This window comes from Blastococcus sp. SYSU DS0510, assembly GCF_054050835.1.
In genome coordinates, this window is the sequence record NZ_JBJHAC010000039.1 from 1 (window position 1) to 18,381 (window position 18,381).

At 77.3% G+C, this 18,381-nt stretch carries 19 protein-coding genes, 1 pseudogene and 1 riboswitch; of the genes and pseudogenes, 14 read left to right on the forward strand and 6 right to left on the reverse strand.

Annotated elements, in window-relative coordinates; all coding sequences use genetic code 11:
• Window positions 1-178 precede the first annotated feature (178 nt).
• From ACI79P_RS20955 to ACI79P_RS20975, 5 genes and pseudogenes are all read left to right on the forward strand, one after another.
• Window positions 179-625 (forward strand): annotated as a pseudogene (locus tag ACI79P_RS20955) (DUF222 domain-containing protein); the annotation flags it as partial.
• 170 nt (window positions 626-795) lie between these two features.
• Window positions 796-993 (forward strand): hypothetical protein, encoded by a 198-nt coding sequence (locus ACI79P_RS20960; RefSeq protein ID WP_456582997.1) that lies wholly within the window; start codon window positions 796-798, stop codon window positions 991-993.
• A gap of 45 nt (window positions 994-1,038) precedes the next feature.
• The gene (locus ACI79P_RS20965; RefSeq protein ID WP_456582998.1) at window positions 1,039-1,665 is read left to right on the forward strand and encodes a precorrin-8X methylmutase; all 627 of its coding nucleotides are present in this window, start codon (window positions 1,039-1,041) and stop codon (window positions 1,663-1,665) included.
• Complete coding sequence (locus ACI79P_RS20970; protein WP_456582999.1) at window positions 1,662-3,158, forward strand: precorrin-2 C(20)-methyltransferase; 1,497 nt, start codon at window positions 1,662-1,664, stop codon at window positions 3,156-3,158. The genes ACI79P_RS20965 and ACI79P_RS20970 overlap by 4 nt, the downstream gene beginning before the upstream one ends.
• Window positions 3,159-3,196: 38 nt before the next feature.
• Window positions 3,197-4,438, forward strand: coding sequence for an MFS transporter (locus ACI79P_RS20975; protein WP_456583000.1), 1,242 nt, complete (start codon window positions 3,197-3,199; stop codon window positions 4,436-4,438).
• On the opposite strand, the gene ACI79P_RS20980 is transcribed toward ACI79P_RS20975, so the two are convergent.
• A complete protein-coding gene (locus tag ACI79P_RS20980; RefSeq protein WP_456583001.1) occupies window positions 4,435-5,052 on the reverse strand; it encodes a flavodoxin family protein in 618 nt (205 codons plus the stop codon). The two genes, ACI79P_RS20975 and ACI79P_RS20980, sit on opposite strands and share 4 nt — an antisense overlap.
• 42 nt (window positions 5,053-5,094) lie before the next feature.
• A complete protein-coding gene (locus ACI79P_RS20985; protein WP_456583002.1) occupies window positions 5,095-5,832 on the reverse strand; it encodes a cobalt-precorrin-6A reductase in 738 nt (245 codons plus the stop codon).
• A gap of 26 nt (window positions 5,833-5,858) precedes the next feature.
• Here ACI79P_RS20985 and ACI79P_RS20990 point away from each other — a divergent pair, with 26 nt between their 5' ends.
• On the forward strand, window positions 5,859-6,941 hold the full coding sequence (locus ACI79P_RS20990; RefSeq protein WP_456583003.1) for a cobalt-precorrin-5B (C(1))-methyltransferase: 1,083 nt from the start codon (window positions 5,859-5,861) through the stop codon (window positions 6,939-6,941).
• Here ACI79P_RS20990 and cobM read toward each other — a convergent pair.
• The 4 genes from cobM to ACI79P_RS21010 are packed head-to-tail and all read right to left on the reverse strand — an operon-like array spanning window position 6,938 to window position 10,393.
• Complete coding sequence (gene cobM / locus ACI79P_RS20995; RefSeq protein WP_456583004.1) at window positions 6,938-7,681, reverse strand: precorrin-4 C(11)-methyltransferase; 744 nt, start codon at window positions 7,679-7,681, stop codon at window positions 6,938-6,940. The genes ACI79P_RS20990 and cobM overlap by 4 nt on opposite strands.
• On the reverse strand, window positions 7,678-8,913 hold the full coding sequence (cbiE, locus tag ACI79P_RS21000; RefSeq protein WP_456583005.1) for a precorrin-6y C5,15-methyltransferase (decarboxylating) subunit CbiE: 1,236 nt from the start codon (window positions 8,911-8,913) through the stop codon (window positions 7,678-7,680). The genes cobM and cbiE overlap by 4 nt, the downstream gene beginning before the upstream one ends.
• A gap of 57 nt (window positions 8,914-8,970) precedes the next feature.
• Entirely contained in the window at window positions 8,971-9,732 is a 762-nt protein-coding gene (locus ACI79P_RS21005) for a maleylpyruvate isomerase family mycothiol-dependent enzyme (RefSeq protein ID WP_456583006.1), read from the reverse strand.
• A gap of 16 nt (window positions 9,733-9,748) precedes the next feature.
• Entirely contained in the window at window positions 9,749-10,393 is a 645-nt protein-coding gene (locus ACI79P_RS21010; protein ID WP_456583007.1) for a TetR/AcrR family transcriptional regulator, read from the reverse strand.
• Window positions 10,394-10,522: 129 nt separating this feature from the next.
• Window positions 10,523-10,657, forward strand: a riboswitch (cobalamin riboswitch).
• 73 nt (window positions 10,658-10,730) lie between these two features.
• On the opposite strand from ACI79P_RS21010, the gene ACI79P_RS21015 reads away from it, so the two are divergent.
• From ACI79P_RS21015 to ACI79P_RS21050, 8 genes are all read left to right on the forward strand, one after another.
• A complete protein-coding gene (locus ACI79P_RS21015; protein ID WP_456583008.1) occupies window positions 10,731-12,791 on the forward strand; it encodes a putative cobaltochelatase in 2,061 nt (686 codons plus the stop codon).
• Window position 12,792: 1 nt separating this feature from the next.
• A complete protein-coding gene (cobO, locus tag ACI79P_RS21020) occupies window positions 12,793-13,407 on the forward strand; it encodes a cob(I)yrinic acid a,c-diamide adenosyltransferase (RefSeq protein WP_456583009.1) in 615 nt (204 codons plus the stop codon).
• Window positions 13,404-14,789 carry a cobyrinate a,c-diamide synthase gene (locus ACI79P_RS21025; RefSeq protein ID WP_456583010.1) on the forward strand — a complete coding sequence of 462 codons (1,386 nt, stop codon included), beginning with the start codon at window positions 13,404-13,406 and terminating at the stop codon, window positions 14,787-14,789. Before cobO ends, ACI79P_RS21025 begins: the two co-directional genes overlap by 4 nt.
• The gene (locus ACI79P_RS21030) at window positions 14,776-15,471 is read left to right on the forward strand and encodes an energy-coupling factor ABC transporter permease (protein WP_456583011.1); all 696 of its coding nucleotides are present in this window, start codon (window positions 14,776-14,778) and stop codon (window positions 15,469-15,471) included. Before ACI79P_RS21025 ends, ACI79P_RS21030 begins: the two co-directional genes overlap by 14 nt.
• On the forward strand, window positions 15,468-15,779 hold the full coding sequence (locus tag ACI79P_RS21035) for an energy-coupling factor ABC transporter substrate-binding protein (protein WP_456583012.1): 312 nt from the start codon (window positions 15,468-15,470) through the stop codon (window positions 15,777-15,779). Before ACI79P_RS21030 ends, ACI79P_RS21035 begins: the two co-directional genes overlap by 4 nt.
• A complete protein-coding gene (gene cbiQ / locus ACI79P_RS21040) occupies window positions 15,776-16,513 on the forward strand; it encodes a cobalt ECF transporter T component CbiQ (RefSeq protein ID WP_456583013.1) in 738 nt (245 codons plus the stop codon). The genes ACI79P_RS21035 and cbiQ overlap by 4 nt, the downstream gene beginning before the upstream one ends.
• Window positions 16,510-17,355, forward strand: coding sequence for an energy-coupling factor ABC transporter ATP-binding protein (locus tag ACI79P_RS21045; protein WP_456583014.1), 846 nt, complete (start codon window positions 16,510-16,512; stop codon window positions 17,353-17,355). Before cbiQ ends, ACI79P_RS21045 begins: the two co-directional genes overlap by 4 nt.
• The coding region (locus ACI79P_RS21050) for a cobalamin biosynthesis protein (RefSeq protein ID WP_456583015.1) at window positions 17,352-18,381 on the forward strand (1,030 nt) is incomplete at its 3' end. The genes ACI79P_RS21045 and ACI79P_RS21050, both read left to right, overlap by 4 nt.

Here is an 18,381-nt window from a genome sequence, read left to right on the forward strand (position 1 = left end):
CCCCCCCCCCCCCCCCCGCCCCCCCCCCCCCCCCCCCCCCCCCCCCCCCCCCCCCCCCCCCGGGGCCGTGCCGCCGGAGGCCCTGGCGGTGATCGCCCCGGTGGCCGCCCCGGCCAACCTGGCCGCCGCCCAAGCACAGGGCGTGGACCTGGCCGGGGTCGACGCGGCGCTCGCGGAGGTGGCCGCGACCCGCCCGCACGCCGAACTGCGCCAGGTGGTGGCCCACTACCTGGCCCGGCTGGACCCCGACGGGCCCGAGCCCGATCCCACCGAGGGACGCTCCCTCACCTTCGTCAAGCACGCCGACGGGTCGGTCTCCTTCCGCGGCGAACTGGATGCCGTGGGCGGGGAGAAGGTGCAGGCCGCACTGGAGTCGGTGGTGCAGGCCGACCGGCCGGCCGGGGACACCCGGACCCGCGCCCAGCAGCAGGGCGACGCCCTGGTCCAGCTCGCCGACAACGCCCTGGCCGCGGGCACCCTGCCGGTGCTGCGCACCCACAAGCCCCAGGTGGTGGTCCGGGTGGACCTGGAGGACCTCATCGACCCGGACGCCGGCCCCGGCGCGGCGAAGTTGGGCTTCGGGGCCACCATCTCCGCGGCCCGGGCCCGCTGGCTGGCCTGCGACGGCACCGTCACCCGCATCGTCATCGGCCCCGAAGGCCAGCCCCTCGACGTCGGCCGCGTTCGGCCCCTTCGCAGGGGCCCGCCGCGAGCTTGCGAGTGGCGGGGGGCGGAGGGGTCCTTTCGTTCACCGGCTGCCACGCCGCCACCCACTGGTGCGACGTCCACCACGTCGTGCACTGGGCCGACGGCGGGGACACCTCGCTGGAGAACTCAGCCCTGCTCTGCGAACGCCACCACACCAAGGTCCACCACGGCTTCAGGATCGTCCGCGACGCCACCGGCCGATGGCGCACCTACCGGCCCGACGGCACCGAGATCCTGATCCTCCCCCGCATCACGACAGCGCCCGAACGATCGCGCACGGGCTGACCGGGCGCGGGCGGACCGGGGCCACCGACGTAGCCTCTCCGCCCGATGGTGGTCTACGAGTACGAGAAGGACGGCGCCGAGATCTACCGGCAGTCGTTCGCGACGATCCGCGCCGAGGCCGACCTCGGCGGGCTGCCCGGCGACGTCGCCCGCGTGGCCGTGCGGATGATCCACGCCTGCGGGCAGGTCGACCTCGTCCAGGACATCGCCTGGTCCCCCGCGGTGGTGCAACGCGCCCGCGAGGCGCTCGACGCCGGCGCACCCGTGCTCTGCGACGCACAGATGGTGGCCAGCGGCGTCACCCGGCGCCGGCTGCCCAAGGACAACGACGTCGTCTGCACCCTGAACGACCCGCGCACCTCCGGGCTCGCCGCCGACCTCGGCACCACCCGCACCGCCGCCGCCCTGGAGCTCTGGCGGGACCGCCTCGACGGCGCCGTCGTCGCCATCGGCAACGCCCCCACGGCACTGTTCCACCTGCTCGAGATGGTGGCCGCCGGCGCGCCGCGCCCCGCCGCCGTCCTCGGGATCCCCGTGGGGTTCATCGGCGCGGCCGAGTCCAAGGAGGCCCTCGCCGCCTCCGACCTGGAGTTCCTCGTCGTGCGGGGCCGCCGCGGCGGCAGCGCCATCACCGCCGCCGCCGTGAACGCGATCGCGAGTGATGTGGAGTGAGCGGGCGGCTGTACGGGGTGGGGCTGGGCCCGGGTGATCCCGAGCTCGTCACCGTCAAGGCCGCCCGGCTGATCGGGGCCGCCGACGTCGTCGCCTTCCACGCCGCCCGGCACGGCCGCTCGGTGGCCCGCGCCCTCGCCGAGCCCTACCTGCGCGCCGGCCAGGTCGAGGAGCTGCTGGTCTACCCGGTCACCACCGAGACCACCGACCACCCCGGCGGCTACCAGGGCGCGATCGACGAGTTCTACGAGGCCGCCGCCGCCCGGCTGGCCGCGCACCTGGACGCCGGCCGCGACGTCGTCGTCCTCGCCGAGGGCGACCCGCTCTTCTACGGCTCCTACATGCACATGCACAAGCGGCTGGCGCACCGCTACCCCACCGAGGTCGTCCCCGGGGTCACCAGCGTCACCGCGGCCGCCGCGGCCGTCGGCCGGCCCCTGGTCGAGCGCGACGAGGTCCTCACCGTCCTCCCCGGCACCCTCCCCGCCGAGGAGCTCGCCGCCCGCCTGGCCGCCACCGACTCGGCCGCGGTGATGAAACTCGGGCGCACCTTCCCGCAGGTGCGCGAGGCCTTCGAGCGGGCCGGCGTGCTCGACCGCGCCCTCTACGTCGAGCGCGCCACCACCGACCGCCAGCGGTGCGCCCCGCTGGCCGACGTGGACCCCGCCAGCGTCCCGTACTTCTCCCTCGCCCTGCTGCCCAGCCCGCTCACCCCGCAGGTCGCCGAGCCCGCACCTCCGGCGGAGCGGCCGGCCGACGCCGGTGAGGTCGTCGTGGTCGGCCTCGGCCCCGGCGCCCGCGGCTGGACGACGCCCGAGGCAGCCGGGGCGCTCGCCGCCGCCGACGACCTGGTGGGCTACGGCCCCTACCTCGACCGGGTCGCGGTGAACCCGCGCCAGGCCCGGCACGCCAGCGACAACCGCGTCGAGGCCGACCGCGCCGCGCACGCCCTCGCCCTGGCCCGCGACGGCCGGCGGGTCGCCGTCGTCTCCAGCGGCGACCCGGGCGTCTTCGCCATGGCCGCTGCGGTCCTGGAGGTCGCCGAGCGACCCGAGTTCGCCGGCGTCCCGGTGCGGGTCGTGCCGGGGCTCACCGCCGCCCAGGCTGTCGCCTCCCGGGTGGGCGCCCCGCTCGGCCACGACTTCTGCGTGCTGTCGCTCTCCGACGTCCGCAAGCCGTGGGAGGTCATCGTCGACCGGCTGCGCCACGCGGCCGCGGCCGACCTGGTCATCGCCCTCTACAACCCGCGGTCGAAGCACCGCCCGCACCAGCTCGGCGAGGCGCTGCGGGTGCTGCTCGAGGAGCGCCCGCCCGAGACCGTGGTGGTCGTGGGCCGCGACGTCGGTGGGCCGGAGGAGGCCGTCCGGGTCACCACCCTGGGCACCCTCGACCCGGGCACCGTCGACATGCGCTGCCTGGTGCTCATCGGGTCCTCGCAGACCCGCGTCACCCCCTCGGGCGCCGTCTACACCTCGCGCAGCTACCCGCGCTGACACACCGGGGCGCGGGAATGCCCGCGGGATCGTTGCGCTTGGCCACCATCGTGGCTCCACCGACCCTCCGCCGGGACCCCGCGTTCCGGACTGCCGCCGGCCTGCTCATCCTGGTCCTCGCCGCGTCGGGCGTCCCCACACCGCTGTACCGCGTCTACCAGGAGCAGTTCGGGTTCGGCCCCGGGATGCTGACCACCGTCTTCGGCATCTACGCCCTCGCCCTGCTCGCCGCGCTGCTGGTGGTCGGCGGCCTCTCCGACCACGTCGGGCGGCGCCCGGTGCTGGCCGGCGGCCTGCTGCTGCAGGCGGTCTCGATGGTCGTCTTCCTCGCCGCGGACAGCGTCGGCTGGCTGCTCGCCGCCCGGGTGCTGCAGGGCCTGTCCATGGGCGTCCTGACCGGCACCCTCGGTGCGCTGCTGCTGGACACCCAGCGCCCGTCCCGTCCGCTGGGCGCCCTGCTCAACAGCGCCGCCCCGGGCCTGGGCCTGTCGGTGGGCGCGGTCGGCGCCGGCCTCGTCGTCGAGCACGTCACCTCGCCTGCCCGGTGGGTGTTCGGCGTGCTCGCCGTCGTCCTGCTGGTCGCGGCGGCGGCCGTCGTGTTCCTGCCCGAGACCTCGCCCCGCGCCCCCGGGGCGCTCCGCTCGCTGCGCCCGACGGTCCGCGTCCCGCGCTCGCAGCGGCCGGCGTTCCTCGCCGTGCTGCCGGTCATGGTCGCGGCCTGGGCGCTCGGCGGGCTCTACCTCTCCCTGGGGCCGTCGCTGGTCGTCGGCGTCTTCGGCATCGAGGACCACCTGGTCGGCAGCCTGATGGTGCTGGCCATGCACGGCTCGGGCGGGATCGCCGCGATCCTCGGCCGCGACCTCGCCGCGGAGCGGGCCATGGTCGGCGGCGCGACCCTCTTCGCCGGCGGCGTCACCGGCACGATCGCCGCGCTGCTCACCGGCCAGGTCGCCGTGCTCTTCGTGTCCGCGGTCGTCTCGGGGCTCGGCTTCGGCCTGTCGTTCCTCGGCTCCGTCGCGACCGCCAGCGCCGGCGTCGACCCCGCCGAGCGCGCCGGGCTGCTGTCCAGCATCTTCGTCGTCGGCTACCTCAGCTTCAGCGTGCCCGCGGTGGTCGCCGGATCGGCCACCGGGGCCTTCGGCCTGGAGACGGTGACCGAGGTGTACGCGGCCGTGCTGGTCGTGCTGGCGCTGACCGCCATCGCCGGGGTGCGCCTGCGCCGCCGCCGCGCCGGGGCACGCGAAGCCACCACCGGTGCGGCGGAGCGGCTGCCGGCCTAGCTCCCGGGGTACGGCTGGGCCTTGAGCGCCCGGGCGAGGTGCGCGGCGTTCTCCGCGAGGGTCGCCGTCGTGGCGGCCACCGCCTCGGGCGTCTCGTCGAGGTCCATGTAGTCGGTGCCGCCCATCGCCTGGTCGTTCCAGTAGGTCGACCCCTGCGCGGGGATGGTGAAGCCGATGTCGTCCAGGCCCTGGAACAGGTCGGCGACGATCTTGTGCGCGCCGTCCTCGTTGCCGACGACGGAGACGACCGCCACCTTGCCGGTCACCTTCGGCCGGCCCGAGTCGTCCGTCTCGGAGAGCTCGCCGTCGAGCCGCTCCAGCACCCGCTGGGCCACGCTGCTCATGTGCCCGACCCAGGTCGGCGTGGAGACGATCAGGATGTCGGCGGCCGTCATCTGCTCGCGGATCGCGGGCCACTGGTCACCCTCCCCCATGTCCACCTCGACGCCGGGCCTCACGTCGTGGTCGACGACCCGCACGACGTCACCGGTGACGCCGTGCTCCTCCAGCCCGGCCAGGATCTGGCGGGCGATCAGGTCGCTGCTGGACGGCGCGGGCGAGGGCTTGAGGCTGCAGACGAGGGCGAGGGCGCGGAGAGACGCGGTTCCGGTCATGGTCGTGCACTCCCCGCCGACCTGCGCCGACACACATGACGATCAGATTGCGCGCAACCGGACCCACTGCCGCGCCGCCGCCACCGTGGCGACCACGGGAACGCCCGCGGGCAGCGGCGGCCGGCGCACCAGCACCACCGGGACCGCGAGCTGCCGGGCCGCGGTGAGCTTCGCCGCCGTCATCGAGCCGCCGCTGTCCTTGGTGACGACGACCTCGACGGCGTGCTCGCGCAGCAGGGCCAGCTCGTCCTCGAGGCTGAACGGGCCGCGCGCGAGGACGGTGGTGGTCCGCGCCGGCACGGGGGGCTCCGGCGGGTCCACGGAGCGGACGACGCAGTGGGCCGCCAGCCCGGCGAAGGCGGCCAGCCCCTGCCGGCCCGTCGTCAGGAAGACGCACCCGAACCCCTGCACCGCCTCCGCCGCCCCGGCCGGTGAGTCGACCCACCGCCAGTCGTCGCCCGGCTGCGCGGTCCAGCCCGGCCGCTGCAGGCGCAGGAGTGGCACCCCCGTCGCGGTCGCGGCCGAGACGGCGGATGCGGTCATCGCCGTGGCGAACGGGTGCGTCGCGTCGACGACGGCGTCCACCGGGTTCGCCCGCAGCCACTCCGCCAGGCCTGCTGCGCCCCCGAAGCCGCCGATCCGCACCTCCCCCGGCGGGAGCCGCGGATCGGCGACCCGCCCGGCGAGCGAGCTCAGCACACCGATGCCGTCCGCGACCAGCACCGTGGCCAGCCGCCGGGCCTCCCCGGTACCCCCGAGCACCAGCACCCGGCCGGTCACCGGAGGCCGCCGTGCATGCTGGTCGGGTGGGAACGACAGCGGGCAGCGGGCTGCGCTCCGGCTGGACCACCGGCGCCTGCGCGACCGCGGCCACCACCGCGGCCTACACCGCGCTGCTCACCGGCGAGTTCCCCGACCCGGTGACGATCGACCTGCCCAAGGACCGGCACCCGGCGTTCGCGCTGGCCACCGAGCGGCTGGAGGACGGCGCCGCGACCGCGGGGGTGGTCAAGGACGCCGGCGACGACCCCGACGTCACCCACGGCGCGCTGGTCTCCGTCCGCGTGACCCACGGCGAGCCGGGCAGCGGCGTCACCTTCCGGGCGGGCGCGGGCGTCGGCACGGTGACCAAGCCCGGACTGCCGCTGCCGGTCGGCGAGCCGGCGATCAACCCGATGCCCCGCCGGTTCATGCGCGAGCACGTGGCCGCGGTCGCCGCCCGTCACGGCGGCACCGGCGACGTCGTCGTCGAGGTCTCGGTCGAGCACGGCGAGGAGCTGGCCCGGCGCACCTGGAACCCGCGGCTGGGCATCCTGGGCGGGCTCTCCATCCTGGGCACCACGGGCGTCGTCGTCCCCTACTCCTGCTCGGCCTGGATCGACTCGATCCGCCGCGGCATCGACGTCGCCCGCGCCGCCGGGCACGGCCACGTCGCCGCCTGCACCGGCAGCACCAGCGAACGCGTCGTCGTGGAGCGCTACGGGCTGCCCGACGACGCGCTGCTGGACATGGGCGACTTCGCCGGCGCCGTCCTCAAGTACCTGGGCCGCCACCCCGTCCCGCGGCTGACCGTCGCCGGCGGCATCGGCAAGCTCGCGAAGCTCGCCGACGGGCACCTGGACCTGCACTCGGGGCGCTCGCAGGTGTCCTTCGCCTCGCTGGCCGCCCGCGTCCAGGATGCGGGCGGGCCCCCGGCGCTGGTGGACGGCGTGCGCGGCGCGAACACCGCCCTGGACGCGCTGCAGCAGTGCCGGGCGGCCGGGCTCCCGCTGGGCGACCTGGTGGCCGCCGCCGCGCGGGAGACGGCGCTCGGCGTGCTGCGCGGCGCCCCGGTCGAGGTCGACGTCCTGGTGATCGACCGCGCCGGCACGGTCGTCGGCGGCGCCTAGCCGCGGCACCGGGTCGTCGAGTAGAGGTGGCTGTCGGGGAACTCGCCCGCGGTCAGGACCGAGCCGACGATCACCACCGCGGTCCGCCGCACGCCGGCCGCCTCGACCTGGCCGGCGATGTCGGCGAGCGTGCCGCGCAGCACCAGCTCGTCGTCCCGGCTGGCGCGGGCGACGACCGCGACCGGGCAGTCGCTGCCGTAGGAGGGCACCAGCTCCGGCACCAGCTCGGCGATCCGCTGCACCGCGAGGTGCAGGACGAGCGTGGCGCGGGAGGCCCCGAGGGTCGCCAGGTCCTCCCCCGCCGGCATCGGCGTCGACCGGGCCGAGGTCCTCGTGAGGATGACCGTCTGGCCGACGCCGGGCACGGTCAGCTCCCGCTTGAGCGAGGCGGCCGCGGCGGCGAAGGCGGGCACACCCGGCACGACGTCGTAGGGCACGCCCGCCGCGTCCAGCCGGCGCATCTGCTCGGCCATCGCGCTGTAGACCGAGGGGTCGCCGGAGTGCAGCCGGGCGACGTCGTGCCCGGCCTCGTGCGCGGCGACCAGCTCGGCCGTGATCCGGTCGAGGTCCAGGTTGGCCGTGTCCACCAGCCGCGCGCCCGACGGCGCGGTGTCCAGCAGCTCCCGGGGCACCAGCGCGCCGGCGTAGAGGCACACCGGTGCGGTGGCGATGATGCGGGCCGCCCGCACGGTGACCAGGTCCGCCGCGCCCGGCCCGGCGCCGATGAAGTGCACGGTCACGGCTTGACCCCCGACCAGATCGTCACGGGCATGGCCGCCTTCCAGCCGGTGAAGCCGCCCACGGGGGCGGCGGTGGCGACGCCGAGCCGCACGAGCTCGCCGCCGGAGCGGGCGTGCCGCTCGGCCAGCACCGCCTCGCTCTCCAGCGTGACGGCGTTGACCACCAGCCGCCCACCCGCCGGCAGCGCGTCCCAGCAGGCGTCGAGCACCCCGGGCACGGTGGCGCCGCCGCCGACGAAGACCGCGTCCGGCGCGGGCAGCCCGGCCAGGGCAGCGGGCGCCTCGCCGGTGACCACCTCGAGCCCGGGCACGCCCAGCCGCGCGGCGTTCCGCCCGACCCGGGCCGCCCGCCCCGCGTCGCGCTCGACCGCCACCGCCCGGCAGCTGGGGTGGGTGCGCATCCACTCGATGCCGATCGACCCGGCGCCCGCGCCGACGTCCCAGAGCAGCTGGCCCGGCAGCGGCGCCAGCCGGGCGAGGGACACCGCCCGAACGTCGCGCTTGGTGAGCTGGCCGTCGTGCTCGTAGGCGTCGTCCGGCAGGCCGGGCAGGGCCGGCAGCGGCACGGCGCCGGGGTCCGCGACCACCTCGACGGCGGTGAGCACCAGCGGGTCCGTGTCCCCGTGCGGCCAGCCGGCGGCGGTGCCGGTGACCGCGCGTTCCGCGGGGCCGCCGAGCTGGGCGAGCGCGGTCAGCCGACTGGCGCCGAGGCCGCGCTCCGCCAGCAGCGCGGCGACGGCGGCCGGCGTCGAGCCGTCGGAGCCGAGCACCAGCAGCCGCCGGCCGGGGGTGGCGTGCGGGACCACGAGCTCCACCGGCCGGCCGACGACGGTGACCACCTGCGTCTCCTCCACCGCCCAGCCCAGCCGCGCGCAGGCCAGCGACACCGACGAGGGGTGCGGGAGCACCTCGACCGCCGCCGGGCCCAGCAGCCGCACCAGCGAGGCGCCGACGCCGGAGAGCATGGGGTCGCCGCTGGCCAGCACGACCACCCGCCGTCCGGGGTGCTCCTGCCCGAGACCGGCCAACGCGGGGCCGAGCGGGGACGGCCAGGGCACCCGCTCCGCCGTCACCTCAGGGGGCACCAGGGCGAGCTGGCGGGCGCTGCCGCGGAGCACGTCGGCGCCCTCGACCGCCCGCCGGGCGCGCGGCGAGAGCCCGTCCCAGCCGTCGGCGCCGACGCCGACCACCACGACCGGTGGGCGGCCGTCGGGACGCGGATCTCCGGGCACGTCGGCCGATCCTAGGGAGGGGGTGGTGCACCGCCGTCCGGCCGGCCGCGGAGTGGGTCAGAAGGGAACCTGCTGACCCAGCACGCCGGAGCCGCTGCCCCTGCCCGAGAGGACCCGGCAGAACTCGACGGCGTCCAGCTCGAGCCGCTCGCCACCCGCCCCGGACGACCACTGCCCGCCCGCCGGGCCGGTGAGGGTGAGTTCGTAGGGCCGGCCGTGCCGCTGCGCCCACTCCCCCACGACGTCCGCGACCAGGACGCCGTCGTGCCCGGGCGTGAGCTCGGGCTCGCGCCCGGTCGCCCGGCACACGTCGATCCGGTGCATCCAGACGTCCCGGGTCAGGACGACGTCGAGCAGGAAACCGATCCGCCAGTACTCCCGGACGTCGCCGTTGACCTGCTCCTCGGGCAGCGTCACGCGGCCCGCGATCCGGGACAGCCGACGTCGTCCCCGCACCGCGCGAGGTGCGGTGGCGGCCAGCGCCGCGACGACCGCCGGGCCGTCCAGGCCGGCGTGCGCGCGGACCTGCACCGCGGTCAGCGCGTCGATGCCACCACCGGCCTTGCCGGCGATCCGGTTCTGCCGCGCCATCTCGCGGACCGAGGCAGCCATCTCCGCCATCCCGAGGACGTGCGCCGCCATGGCTCGCACGTCCCAGCCCGGGCAGTCGGTGGCCCGGCTCCAGTCGCCGGGGTCCAGCCCGCGGAGGAGGACGAGCATCCGCTCGTACTCCGTGGCGGCGAGCCGGTAGGCGGCGTCCCGGTCGAGGGCGGCGGTCCGCGGACGGGGACGGGCGGGAGCAGGAGTCGGAGCGGTCACGAGAGACCTCCTGGGATCAGCGGGTGGACGGGTTCGTGCGGTGGTGGTCGAGCCACATGTCCATGACGTCGGGGAGGACGGCGGTGAAGGCGCCGGACTCGAACGGCTCGCCGGGCGCGTTGGACAGCTGCTGGGAGATGACCCCGCCGACCAGCGCCGTCCAGGTGCGGTAGGCGCGGTCGAGGTCGACGTCCGCGGCGAGGTGCCCCGCGTCGCGGAGCCGGACGAGCATCGCCCGGGACGCCACGTCGAGCTCGACCGCGGGTTCGTACGCCCGCGCAGAAGGCGCGAAGCCGGGTACCGGGCGCCAGAACATCAGCGCCGAGTGGGCGGGGTGCTCGACGGCCCAGCGGACCAGGACGGCGGTGCCCTCCCGCCACGCGGTGAGGGGGTCGGCGCCGTCCCCGGTGGCACCGGCCTGCTCGAGCACCTGATGCAGGGCGCGCCACCCCCGCTCGAAGAGCGCGTCGTACAGCGCGTGCTTGCCGTCGAAGTACCCGTAGAGGGACGGCGGGCGGATGCCCATCCGGCGGGCCACCTCGCCGAGCGTCAGCCCGGCCGCGCCCTGCTCGGCCATGACCTCGACCGCCACGTCGAGCACCTGCTCGATCGTCTCCTGCCGCCGCCGCCCGCGACGGTCCGGCACCACGGCTCCGGTCACGGACCGGATGCTCGTCCTAAGGGTATTAGGATGTCAACAGTGCATTAGGTCCCCGCCACGCCCGGAGGGGGTCTGTCGCCGGGGAGCCCGCCCGTGGTCTGATGACGCCGCCACAAGCGACGGCAGTGGAGGAAGCCCGGTGAGATCCCGGCGCGGTCCCGCCACTGTGACCGGGGAGCCCGTCCCCACGCTCGACCACTGCACCTGAGCCCGCTCAGGAGCGGGAAGGTCGGGGACGGGTGTCGATCCGGGAGCCAGGAGACTCCAGCCGTCGTCCCTGCCACCTCCGGGCGTGGACACCCGGGGAGAGGACGCGTGCCATGCGCGGGTACCCCGCATGAGCTTTCCCTTCACCGCCGTCGTCGGCATGGACGACCTGCGGCTGGCCCTGCTCCTGAACGCGGTCTCCCCCGCGGTGGGCGGCGTCCTGGTGCGGGGCGAGAAGGGCACCGCCAAGTCCACGAGCGTCCGGGCGCTGGCCGCCGTCCTGCCGCCGGTCGCGGTCGTGGCCGGCTGCCGGTTCGGCTGCGACCCGGCCGCCCCCGACCCGGCCTGCCCCGACGGCCCGCACGAGCCCGGGGCGGCCGGGCGCACCCGCGCGGCCCGGCTGGTCGAGCTGCCGGTCGGCGCCTCCGAGGACCGGCTCGTCGGCTCGCTGGACCTGGAGCGGGCGCTGACCGAGGGCGTCAAGGCCTACGAGCCCGGCCTGCTCGCCGCCGCCCACCGCGGGGTGCTCTACGTCGACGAGGTCAACCTGCTGCACGACCACCTCGTCGACCTGCTGCTCGACGCCGCCGCCCTGGGCACCGCGTACGTCGAGCGCGAGGGCGTCTCGGTGCGGCACGCCGCCCGCTTCCTGCTGGTCGGCACCATGAACCCCGAGGAGGGCGAGCTCCGCCCCCAGCTGCTGGACCGCTTCGGCCTCACGGTCGAGGTCGCCGCACCGCGTGACCCGGACGTGCGGGCCGAGGTCGTGCGCCGCCGGTTCGCCTATGACGCCGACCCCGCCGGGTTCGCGGCGCACTGGGCCGCCGAGGAGTCCGCGCTGGCCGCCCGCATCGCCGACGCCCGCGCCCGCCTGCCCCGCGTCGTGCTCTCCGACGCCGCGCTGCGCCAGGTCACCGCCGTCTGCGCCGCCTTCGACGTCGACGGCCTGCGCGCCGACCTCGTCACCGCCCGCGCGGCGATCGCGCACGCCGCCTGGTGCGGCCGCGACGAGGTGACCGAGGACGACGTGCGCGTCGCCGCCCGGCTGGCCCTCCCGCACCGGCGCCGTCGCAACCCGTTCGACGCACCCGGGCTGGACGAGGAGACCCTCGACCAGGCGCTCGCCGACTCCCGGCCCGACGACGACCCCGGCCCCCCGGAGGGCGGCCCGGACGACGCCGGCCCGGACGACGGGCGCCCGGACGACGGGCCGGACCCGGGCAGAGGAAGCGATGCCTACGGATCCGACGCCGAGACGCAGGTGGAGCCTCCTCTGCCCGGGGACGGCGAGGATGCCGGCGAGCCGACGGTCGCGCCGCGCGGCGAGGGCGGGGGGCGCACCGACGCCGCCGCGCCGGAGCAGCCCGCGGTCGCGCCGGCCGACCCCTTCCGCACCCGCAGGCTGGAGGTGCCGGGCATCGGGGCCGGGGCCGCGGGCCGGCGGTCGCGCGCCCGGTCGGAGCGCGGTCGCGTGGTCGGCTCGACCCGCCCGGCCACCGCCGTCACCACGCTGCACCTGGCCGGCACCGTGCTCGCGGCCGCCCCCCACCAGCGGGCCCGCGGCCGCAGCGGGCCAGGGCTCCTGGTCGAGCGCGACGACCTCCGCCAGGCCGTGCTGGAGGGCCGTGAGGGCAACCTCGTGCTCTTCGTCGTCGACGCCAGCGGCTCGATGGGCGCCCGGTCGCGGATGGCCGCGGTGAAGGGCGCCGTGCTCTCGCTGCTGCTGGACGCCTACCAGCGCCGCGACAAGGTCGGCCTGATCACCTTCCGCGGCGCGGACGCCGAGGTCGCGCTGCCGCCCACCTGGTCGGTGGAGGCCGCCGCGGCCCGGCTGACCGGCCTGCCCACCGGCGGGCGCACCCCGCTGGCCGCCGGGCTGCTGGAGGCGCACCGCACCCTGGCCCGCGAGCGGGTGCGCGACCCGCGCCGGCGCCCGCTGCTGGTCGTCGTCACCGACGGCCGGGCCACCGGGGCACGGGGCGCCGACCACCTCGGCGAGGCCCGGCGTGCGGCCGGGCTGCTCGCCGCCGCGGAGGTGGCGGGCGTCGTCGTCGACTGCGAGTCCGGGCCGGTGCGACTGGGCCTGGCCGCGTCGCTGGGCGTAGCGCTCGGCGCCCGGACGATCCGCCTGGAGGAGCTGGGCGCCGACTCGCTGGCCGCCACCGTCCGGGACGCGCGGAAGGCGGCCTGACATGCCCCAGGGTCAGGTCGCGGTCGTCCCGCAGGACGGCCTGAGCACCCGGCAGCGCCGCAACCGGCCGCTGCTGGCCGTGCACACCGGCGAGATGAAGGGCAAGTCGACCGCCGCCTTCGGGATGGCGATGCGGGCGTGGAACCAGGGCTGGTCGATCGCGGTCTACCAGTTCGTCAAGAGCGCCAAGTGGAAGGTCGGCGAGGAGAACGCGCTGACCGCGCTCGGCCGGCTGCACGAGCAGACCGGCGAGGGCGGCCCGGTGGTCTGGCACAAGATGGGCTCGGGCTGGAGCTGGTCGCGCCGGCAGGGCACCGAGGTCGACCACGCCGCCGACGCCGCCGAGGGCTGGGCGCAGATCAAACGGGACCTCGCCGCGCAGCGGCACAGGTTCTACGTGCTGGACGAGTTCACCTACCCGCTGAAGTGGGGCTGGGTGGACGTCGACGACGTCGTCGCGACGCTCACGGCCCGCCCCGGCAACCAGCACGTCGTCGTCACCGGGCGCGACGCGCCCCCGGCGCTGGTCGAGGCCGCCGACCTGGTCGTGGAGATGACCAAGGTCAAGCACCCGATGGACGCCGGCCAGAAGGGCCAGCGGGGGATCGAGTGGTGACCACGCTGCCGCGGGTGGTGCTGGCCGCGCCGAGCAGCAACGCGGGCAAGACCTCGATCGCCACCGGGCTGATCGCCGCGCTCACCGCCCGCGGGCTCACCGTCTCCCCGCACAAGGTCGGCCCCGACTACATCGACCCCGGCTACCACGGCCTCGCCGCCGGCCGTCCCGGCCGCAACCTCGACCCGTGGCTGGTCGGCGAGGAGCGGATCGCCCCGCTCCTGCTGCACGGTGCGCGCGGCGCCGACCTCGCGGTGGTCGAGGGCGTCATGGGCCTGTTCGACGGCGCCACGCACCCGGGCGTCGAACCCGGCTTCGCCTCGACCGCGCACGTGGCCGGGCTGCTGCGGGCACCGGTGGTGCTCGTCGTCGACGCCTCCTCCCAGGCGCGCAGCGTCGCCGCGCTGGTGCACGGCTTCGCCACCTTCGACCCGTCGGTGCGCCTGGGCGGGGTGGTGCTCAACCGCGTCGGCAGCGACCGGCACGAGGCGATCCTCCGCGGGGCGCTCGGCGCCGCCGGCGTCCCGGTGCTGGGCGCGATCCGGCGGATGGAGACGCTGCACACCCCCTCCCGCCACCTCGGCCTGGTGCCGGCCGCCGAGCGCTCGGCCGAGGCGGTCGCGACGGTGCGCCGGCTCGGCGAGGTGGTGGCCGACGGGGTCGACCTGGACGCCGTGCTCCGACTGGCCCGCACCGCACCCGCCCTCGACGGCGGCCCCTGGGACCCGTCCGCCGAGGTGGCCCCGACCGGGGCCCGGCCACGGATCGCCGTCGCCGGCGGGCCGGCGTTCACCTTCGGCTACGCCGAGAACGCCGAGCTGCTCGCCGCGGCCGGCGCCGAGGTGGTGACCGTGGACCCGCTGCGCGACGAGGCCCTGCCCGAGGGGACCGCCGGCCTGGTCGTCGGCGGCGGCTTCCCCGAGGTCTACGCCGCGGAGCTCTCGGCCAACGAGCAGCTCCGCGCCGACGTCGCCGCGCTCGCCGCCCGGGGCGCCCCGGTCGCCGCCGAGTGCGCCGGGCTGCTCTACCTGGCCCGCGAGCTGGACGGCGTCCCGATGTGCGGCGTCCTCGACGTGCGGACGGCGATGTCGCCACGCCTGACGCTGGGCTACCGCGAGGCGGTGGCGGCCCGCGGCTCGGTGCTGGCGCCGGCCGGCACGCGGGTCCGCGGCCACGAGTTCCACCGCACGCACGCCGACCCCCCGGCCGGCCCGGACCCCGCCTGGCAGTGGTCGGGGGCCGGCCCCGAGGGCTTCGTCTCCGGCGGCGTGCACGCCTCCTACCTGCACCTCAACTGGGCCGGCGCCCCCGCGCTGGCCGCCCGCTTCGTCGCCTCGTGCGCCACCGCCGACCGATCGGAGACCGCCCGTGCACATCGCTGAGGGGTTCCTGCCCGCCGGGCACGCCCTGGGCTGGACGCTCGCCGCCGCGCCCTTCGTGGCGCACGGTGCCCGGGCGGTCGTGAAGGAGGTGCGCGAGAACCCCGAGTCGACCCTGCTCCTCGGTGCCGCCGGCGCCTTCACCTTCGTGCTCAGCGCCATCAAGCTGCCGAGCGTCACCGGCAGCTCCAGCCACCCGACCGGCACCGGCCCGGGGGCGATCCTCTTCCGGCCACCGGTGATGGCGCTGCTGGGCACCGTGGTGCTGCTCTTCCAGGCGCTGCTGCTGGCGCACGGCGGGCTGACCACCCTGGGGGCCAACGCGTTCGCCTTCGCCGTCGTCGGCCCGTGGGTCGGGTACGGGGCCTACCGGCTGACCCGGGCGGCGGGCGCGGGGCTGCTGCCGGCGGTCTTCGTCGGCGTCGCCCTGGCCGACCTCGCCACCTACGTCACCACCTCGCTGCAGCTGGCGCTGGCCTTCCCCGACGCGAGCACCGGGTTCGCCGGCGCCCTGGCCAAGTTCCTCGGGGTCTTCGCGCTCACCCAGATCCCGCTGGCCATCGGCGAGGGGCTGCTCGGCGTCCTGCTGTTCCGGGTGCTCACCGTCAACGCCCGGCCGGAGCTCGAGCGGCTCGGCATCCTGAAGCCCGCACCCGTCCCCGCGCCCGCCGGAGGTGCCGCGTGACCCGCCGCGCGCTCGTCACCGCCGTGCTCGTCCTCGCGGTCCTCGCCCTGTTCGCCGTCCCGCTGCTGGTCGACGGCGGCACCTCGGAGTACGGCGGCACCGACGCCGCGGTGACCGAGGAGCTCGAGGCCGACGGCTACACCCCCTGGTCCGACCCCCTGTTCAGCCCCACCGGCGAGGTGGAGTCCGGCCTGTTCGCGCTCCAGGCGGCGCTGGGCGGCGGGGTGCTCGGTTACGTGCTGGGCCGGCTGCGCGGCCGGCGGGCGGCGACCTCCGCGAGCGCGGCGGCGGAGGCCGACCGGCGGTGACGGGCCTGGCGGTCGACGAGGCGGCGTGGTGCAGCGCGTGGCGCGGGCGGGCGCCCGGCGACAAGGTGCTGCTCTGCGCCGGCCTCGTCGGCTGCGCGCTGGCCCTGCCCGCGTGGCCGGGCAGCGTGCTCGTCGGGCTCGCCGCCGTCGGGCTGGCGCTCGGCCCCGCCCGGGTGCCCGCCCGCACCTTCCTGCGTGCCATCCGCTGGCCGCTGGCCTTCATCGCCGTCGGTGCGCTCACCGCGGTGGTCACGGTCGGCGACGGCGGGCTCGGCTGGGCCCCGGACGCCGCGGAGCGGGCGGGCTCCCTCGTGGGTCGCGCGGTGGCCGGGAGCGCCGCGGTGCTGCTCCTGGCCACCACCACCCCGATGTCGGACCTGCTGCCCGAGCTGCGCCGGTTGCGTGTGCCCGCGGCGGTCGTCGAGGTCGCGAGCGTGACCTACCGGCTGGTGTTCGTGCTGCTCGAGAGCCTGGGCACCATCCGCGAGGCGCAGGCCGCGCGGATGGGCTGGTCCAGCCCCCGCCGCTCCTACCGCTCGGCCGGGATGCTCGCGGCGGCCGTGCTGACCCGGTCGTGGGACCGCGCGCGGCGCATGCAGGAGGGGCTGGCCGGCCGCGGGATGGAGACCGGGCTCCGGGTGCTGCCCGACGCGCTGCCCTCCTCCCGGCCGTTCCTGGCGCTGGCGCTGGCGCTGCCGCTGGGGATCGCCGGGCTCACGGTGGTGGTGCGGTGAGCCACCGGGCCCTCGCCGCCTCCGGTCTGGTCGCCGGGTACCCGGGTGCGGCACCGGTGCTCGGCGGCGCGGGGCTGGCGGTGCCGCCGGGGCGGCGGCTGGCGCTGCTGGGCGCCAACGGCTCGGGCAAGACCACGCTGCTGCGCTGCCTCTCCGGGGCGCTGCGGCCCGCCGCGGGCGCGGTCACCGTCGACGGCGCGCCGCTCCAGCACACCCGCCGCGGGCTGCGCGAGCACCGGCAGGTGGTGCAGCTGGTGCTCCAGGACCCCGACGACCAGCTGTTCAGCGCCTCGGTCGGCCAGGACGTCTCGTTCGGTCCGCTGAACCTCGGGCTCCCGGAGGACGAGGTGCGCGCCCGCGTCGCCGAGGCGCTGGAGCTGCTCGGGGTGGCGCCGCTCGCCTCGCGCCCGACGCACCAGCTGTCGTACGGGGAGCGCAAGCGGGTGGCGATCGCCGGCGCGGTCGCCATGCGCCCCTGCGTGCTGCTGCTCGACGAGCCCACCGCGGGGCTGGACCCCACGGCGGTCGCCGACACCCTCGCCGCGCTCACCCGGCTGCAGGAGCAGGACTCCACCGTGGTGATGAGCACCCACGACGTCGACCTCGCGCTGCGCTGGGCCGACGAGGTCGCCGTCGTCGTCGACCGCGCCGTGGTGCAGGGGCCGCCCGGAGCCGTGCTCGGCGACGGTGACCTGCTCGCGCGCGCCCGGCTGTCCCGCCCGTGGGCGCTCGAGGTGGGCGGCCGGCTGCGCGCGCTCGGCCTGCTCCCGGACGGCCCCCTCCCCCGTGACGCCGCGGGCCTGCTGGCCGCGCTGCCCGACCGCCCGGGGGTGCCGACGTGAGGACCGTCGGCATCGGGCTGGCCTCCGGCGTGCCCGCCGCCGAGGTGCTGGCCGCGGTCGACGCGGTGCTCCCCGACCCCGCCGGTCCGGTGCGGCTGGCCACGCTGGACAGCCGGGTGCGCGAGCCGGGGCTGGTCGTCGCCGCGGCGCTGCGCGGCTGGCCGCTGACCGGGCATCCCGCCGAGGTGCTGGCCGCCGTCCCGGTGCCCGCCCCGTCCGGCGCGGTCGCCGAGCGGGTGGGCACCCCCTCGGTCGCCGAGGCGGCGGCGCTCCTCGCCGGCGGGGTGCTCGAGGTCGGGAAGACGGTGCGCGGGCGGGTGACCGTCGCCGTCGCCCGGCCTCCCGACGCCGCGCCCGCTCCGCCCCGGCCCCGCACCGACGCACCAGGAGGACCCGTGACCACCCACCCCACCGGCGAGGCGCCGCACCCGGTCGGGCTGCGGCTGGCCGGGCGGCGCGTGGTCGTGGTCGGCGGCGGGGCGGCCGCGCACCGCGGGGTGAGCGGCCTGCTCGCCGCGGGCGCCGACGTGGCGGTGATCAGCCCCGGGGTGACCCCGGCCCTGGAGTCCGCGGCGTCGGCCGGCCGGCTGACCTGGTGCCCGCGGCCCTTTGCCGCCGGGGACCTCGCGGGGGCCTGGTTCGCGCTGGCCGCGACGGGTGACCCCGAGGTGGACGCCGCGGTGGCCGCCGACGCCGACCGGGAACGGGTCTTCTGCGCCCGCGCCGACGGAGGGCGGGCCGGCGCCGAGCTGCCGGTCACCGGCCGCGCCGGGGAGCTGCTCGTGGCGGTGCACGGGGCGGACGACCAGCGCGCCGCGGCCGGGCTCCGCGACGCCGTGCTCGCCGGCCTCGCGGAGGGCACGCTGCCGGTCCGCCGGCGCGAGCAGGCGATGGCCGGGAGCGTGGTGCTGGTGGGTGGGGGCCCTGGTGACCCCGGGCTGATCACCGTGCGCGGCCGCCAGGCCCTGGCCACCGCCGACGTCGTCCTCGCCGACCACCTCGGCCCCCAACCCCTGCTCGCCTCCC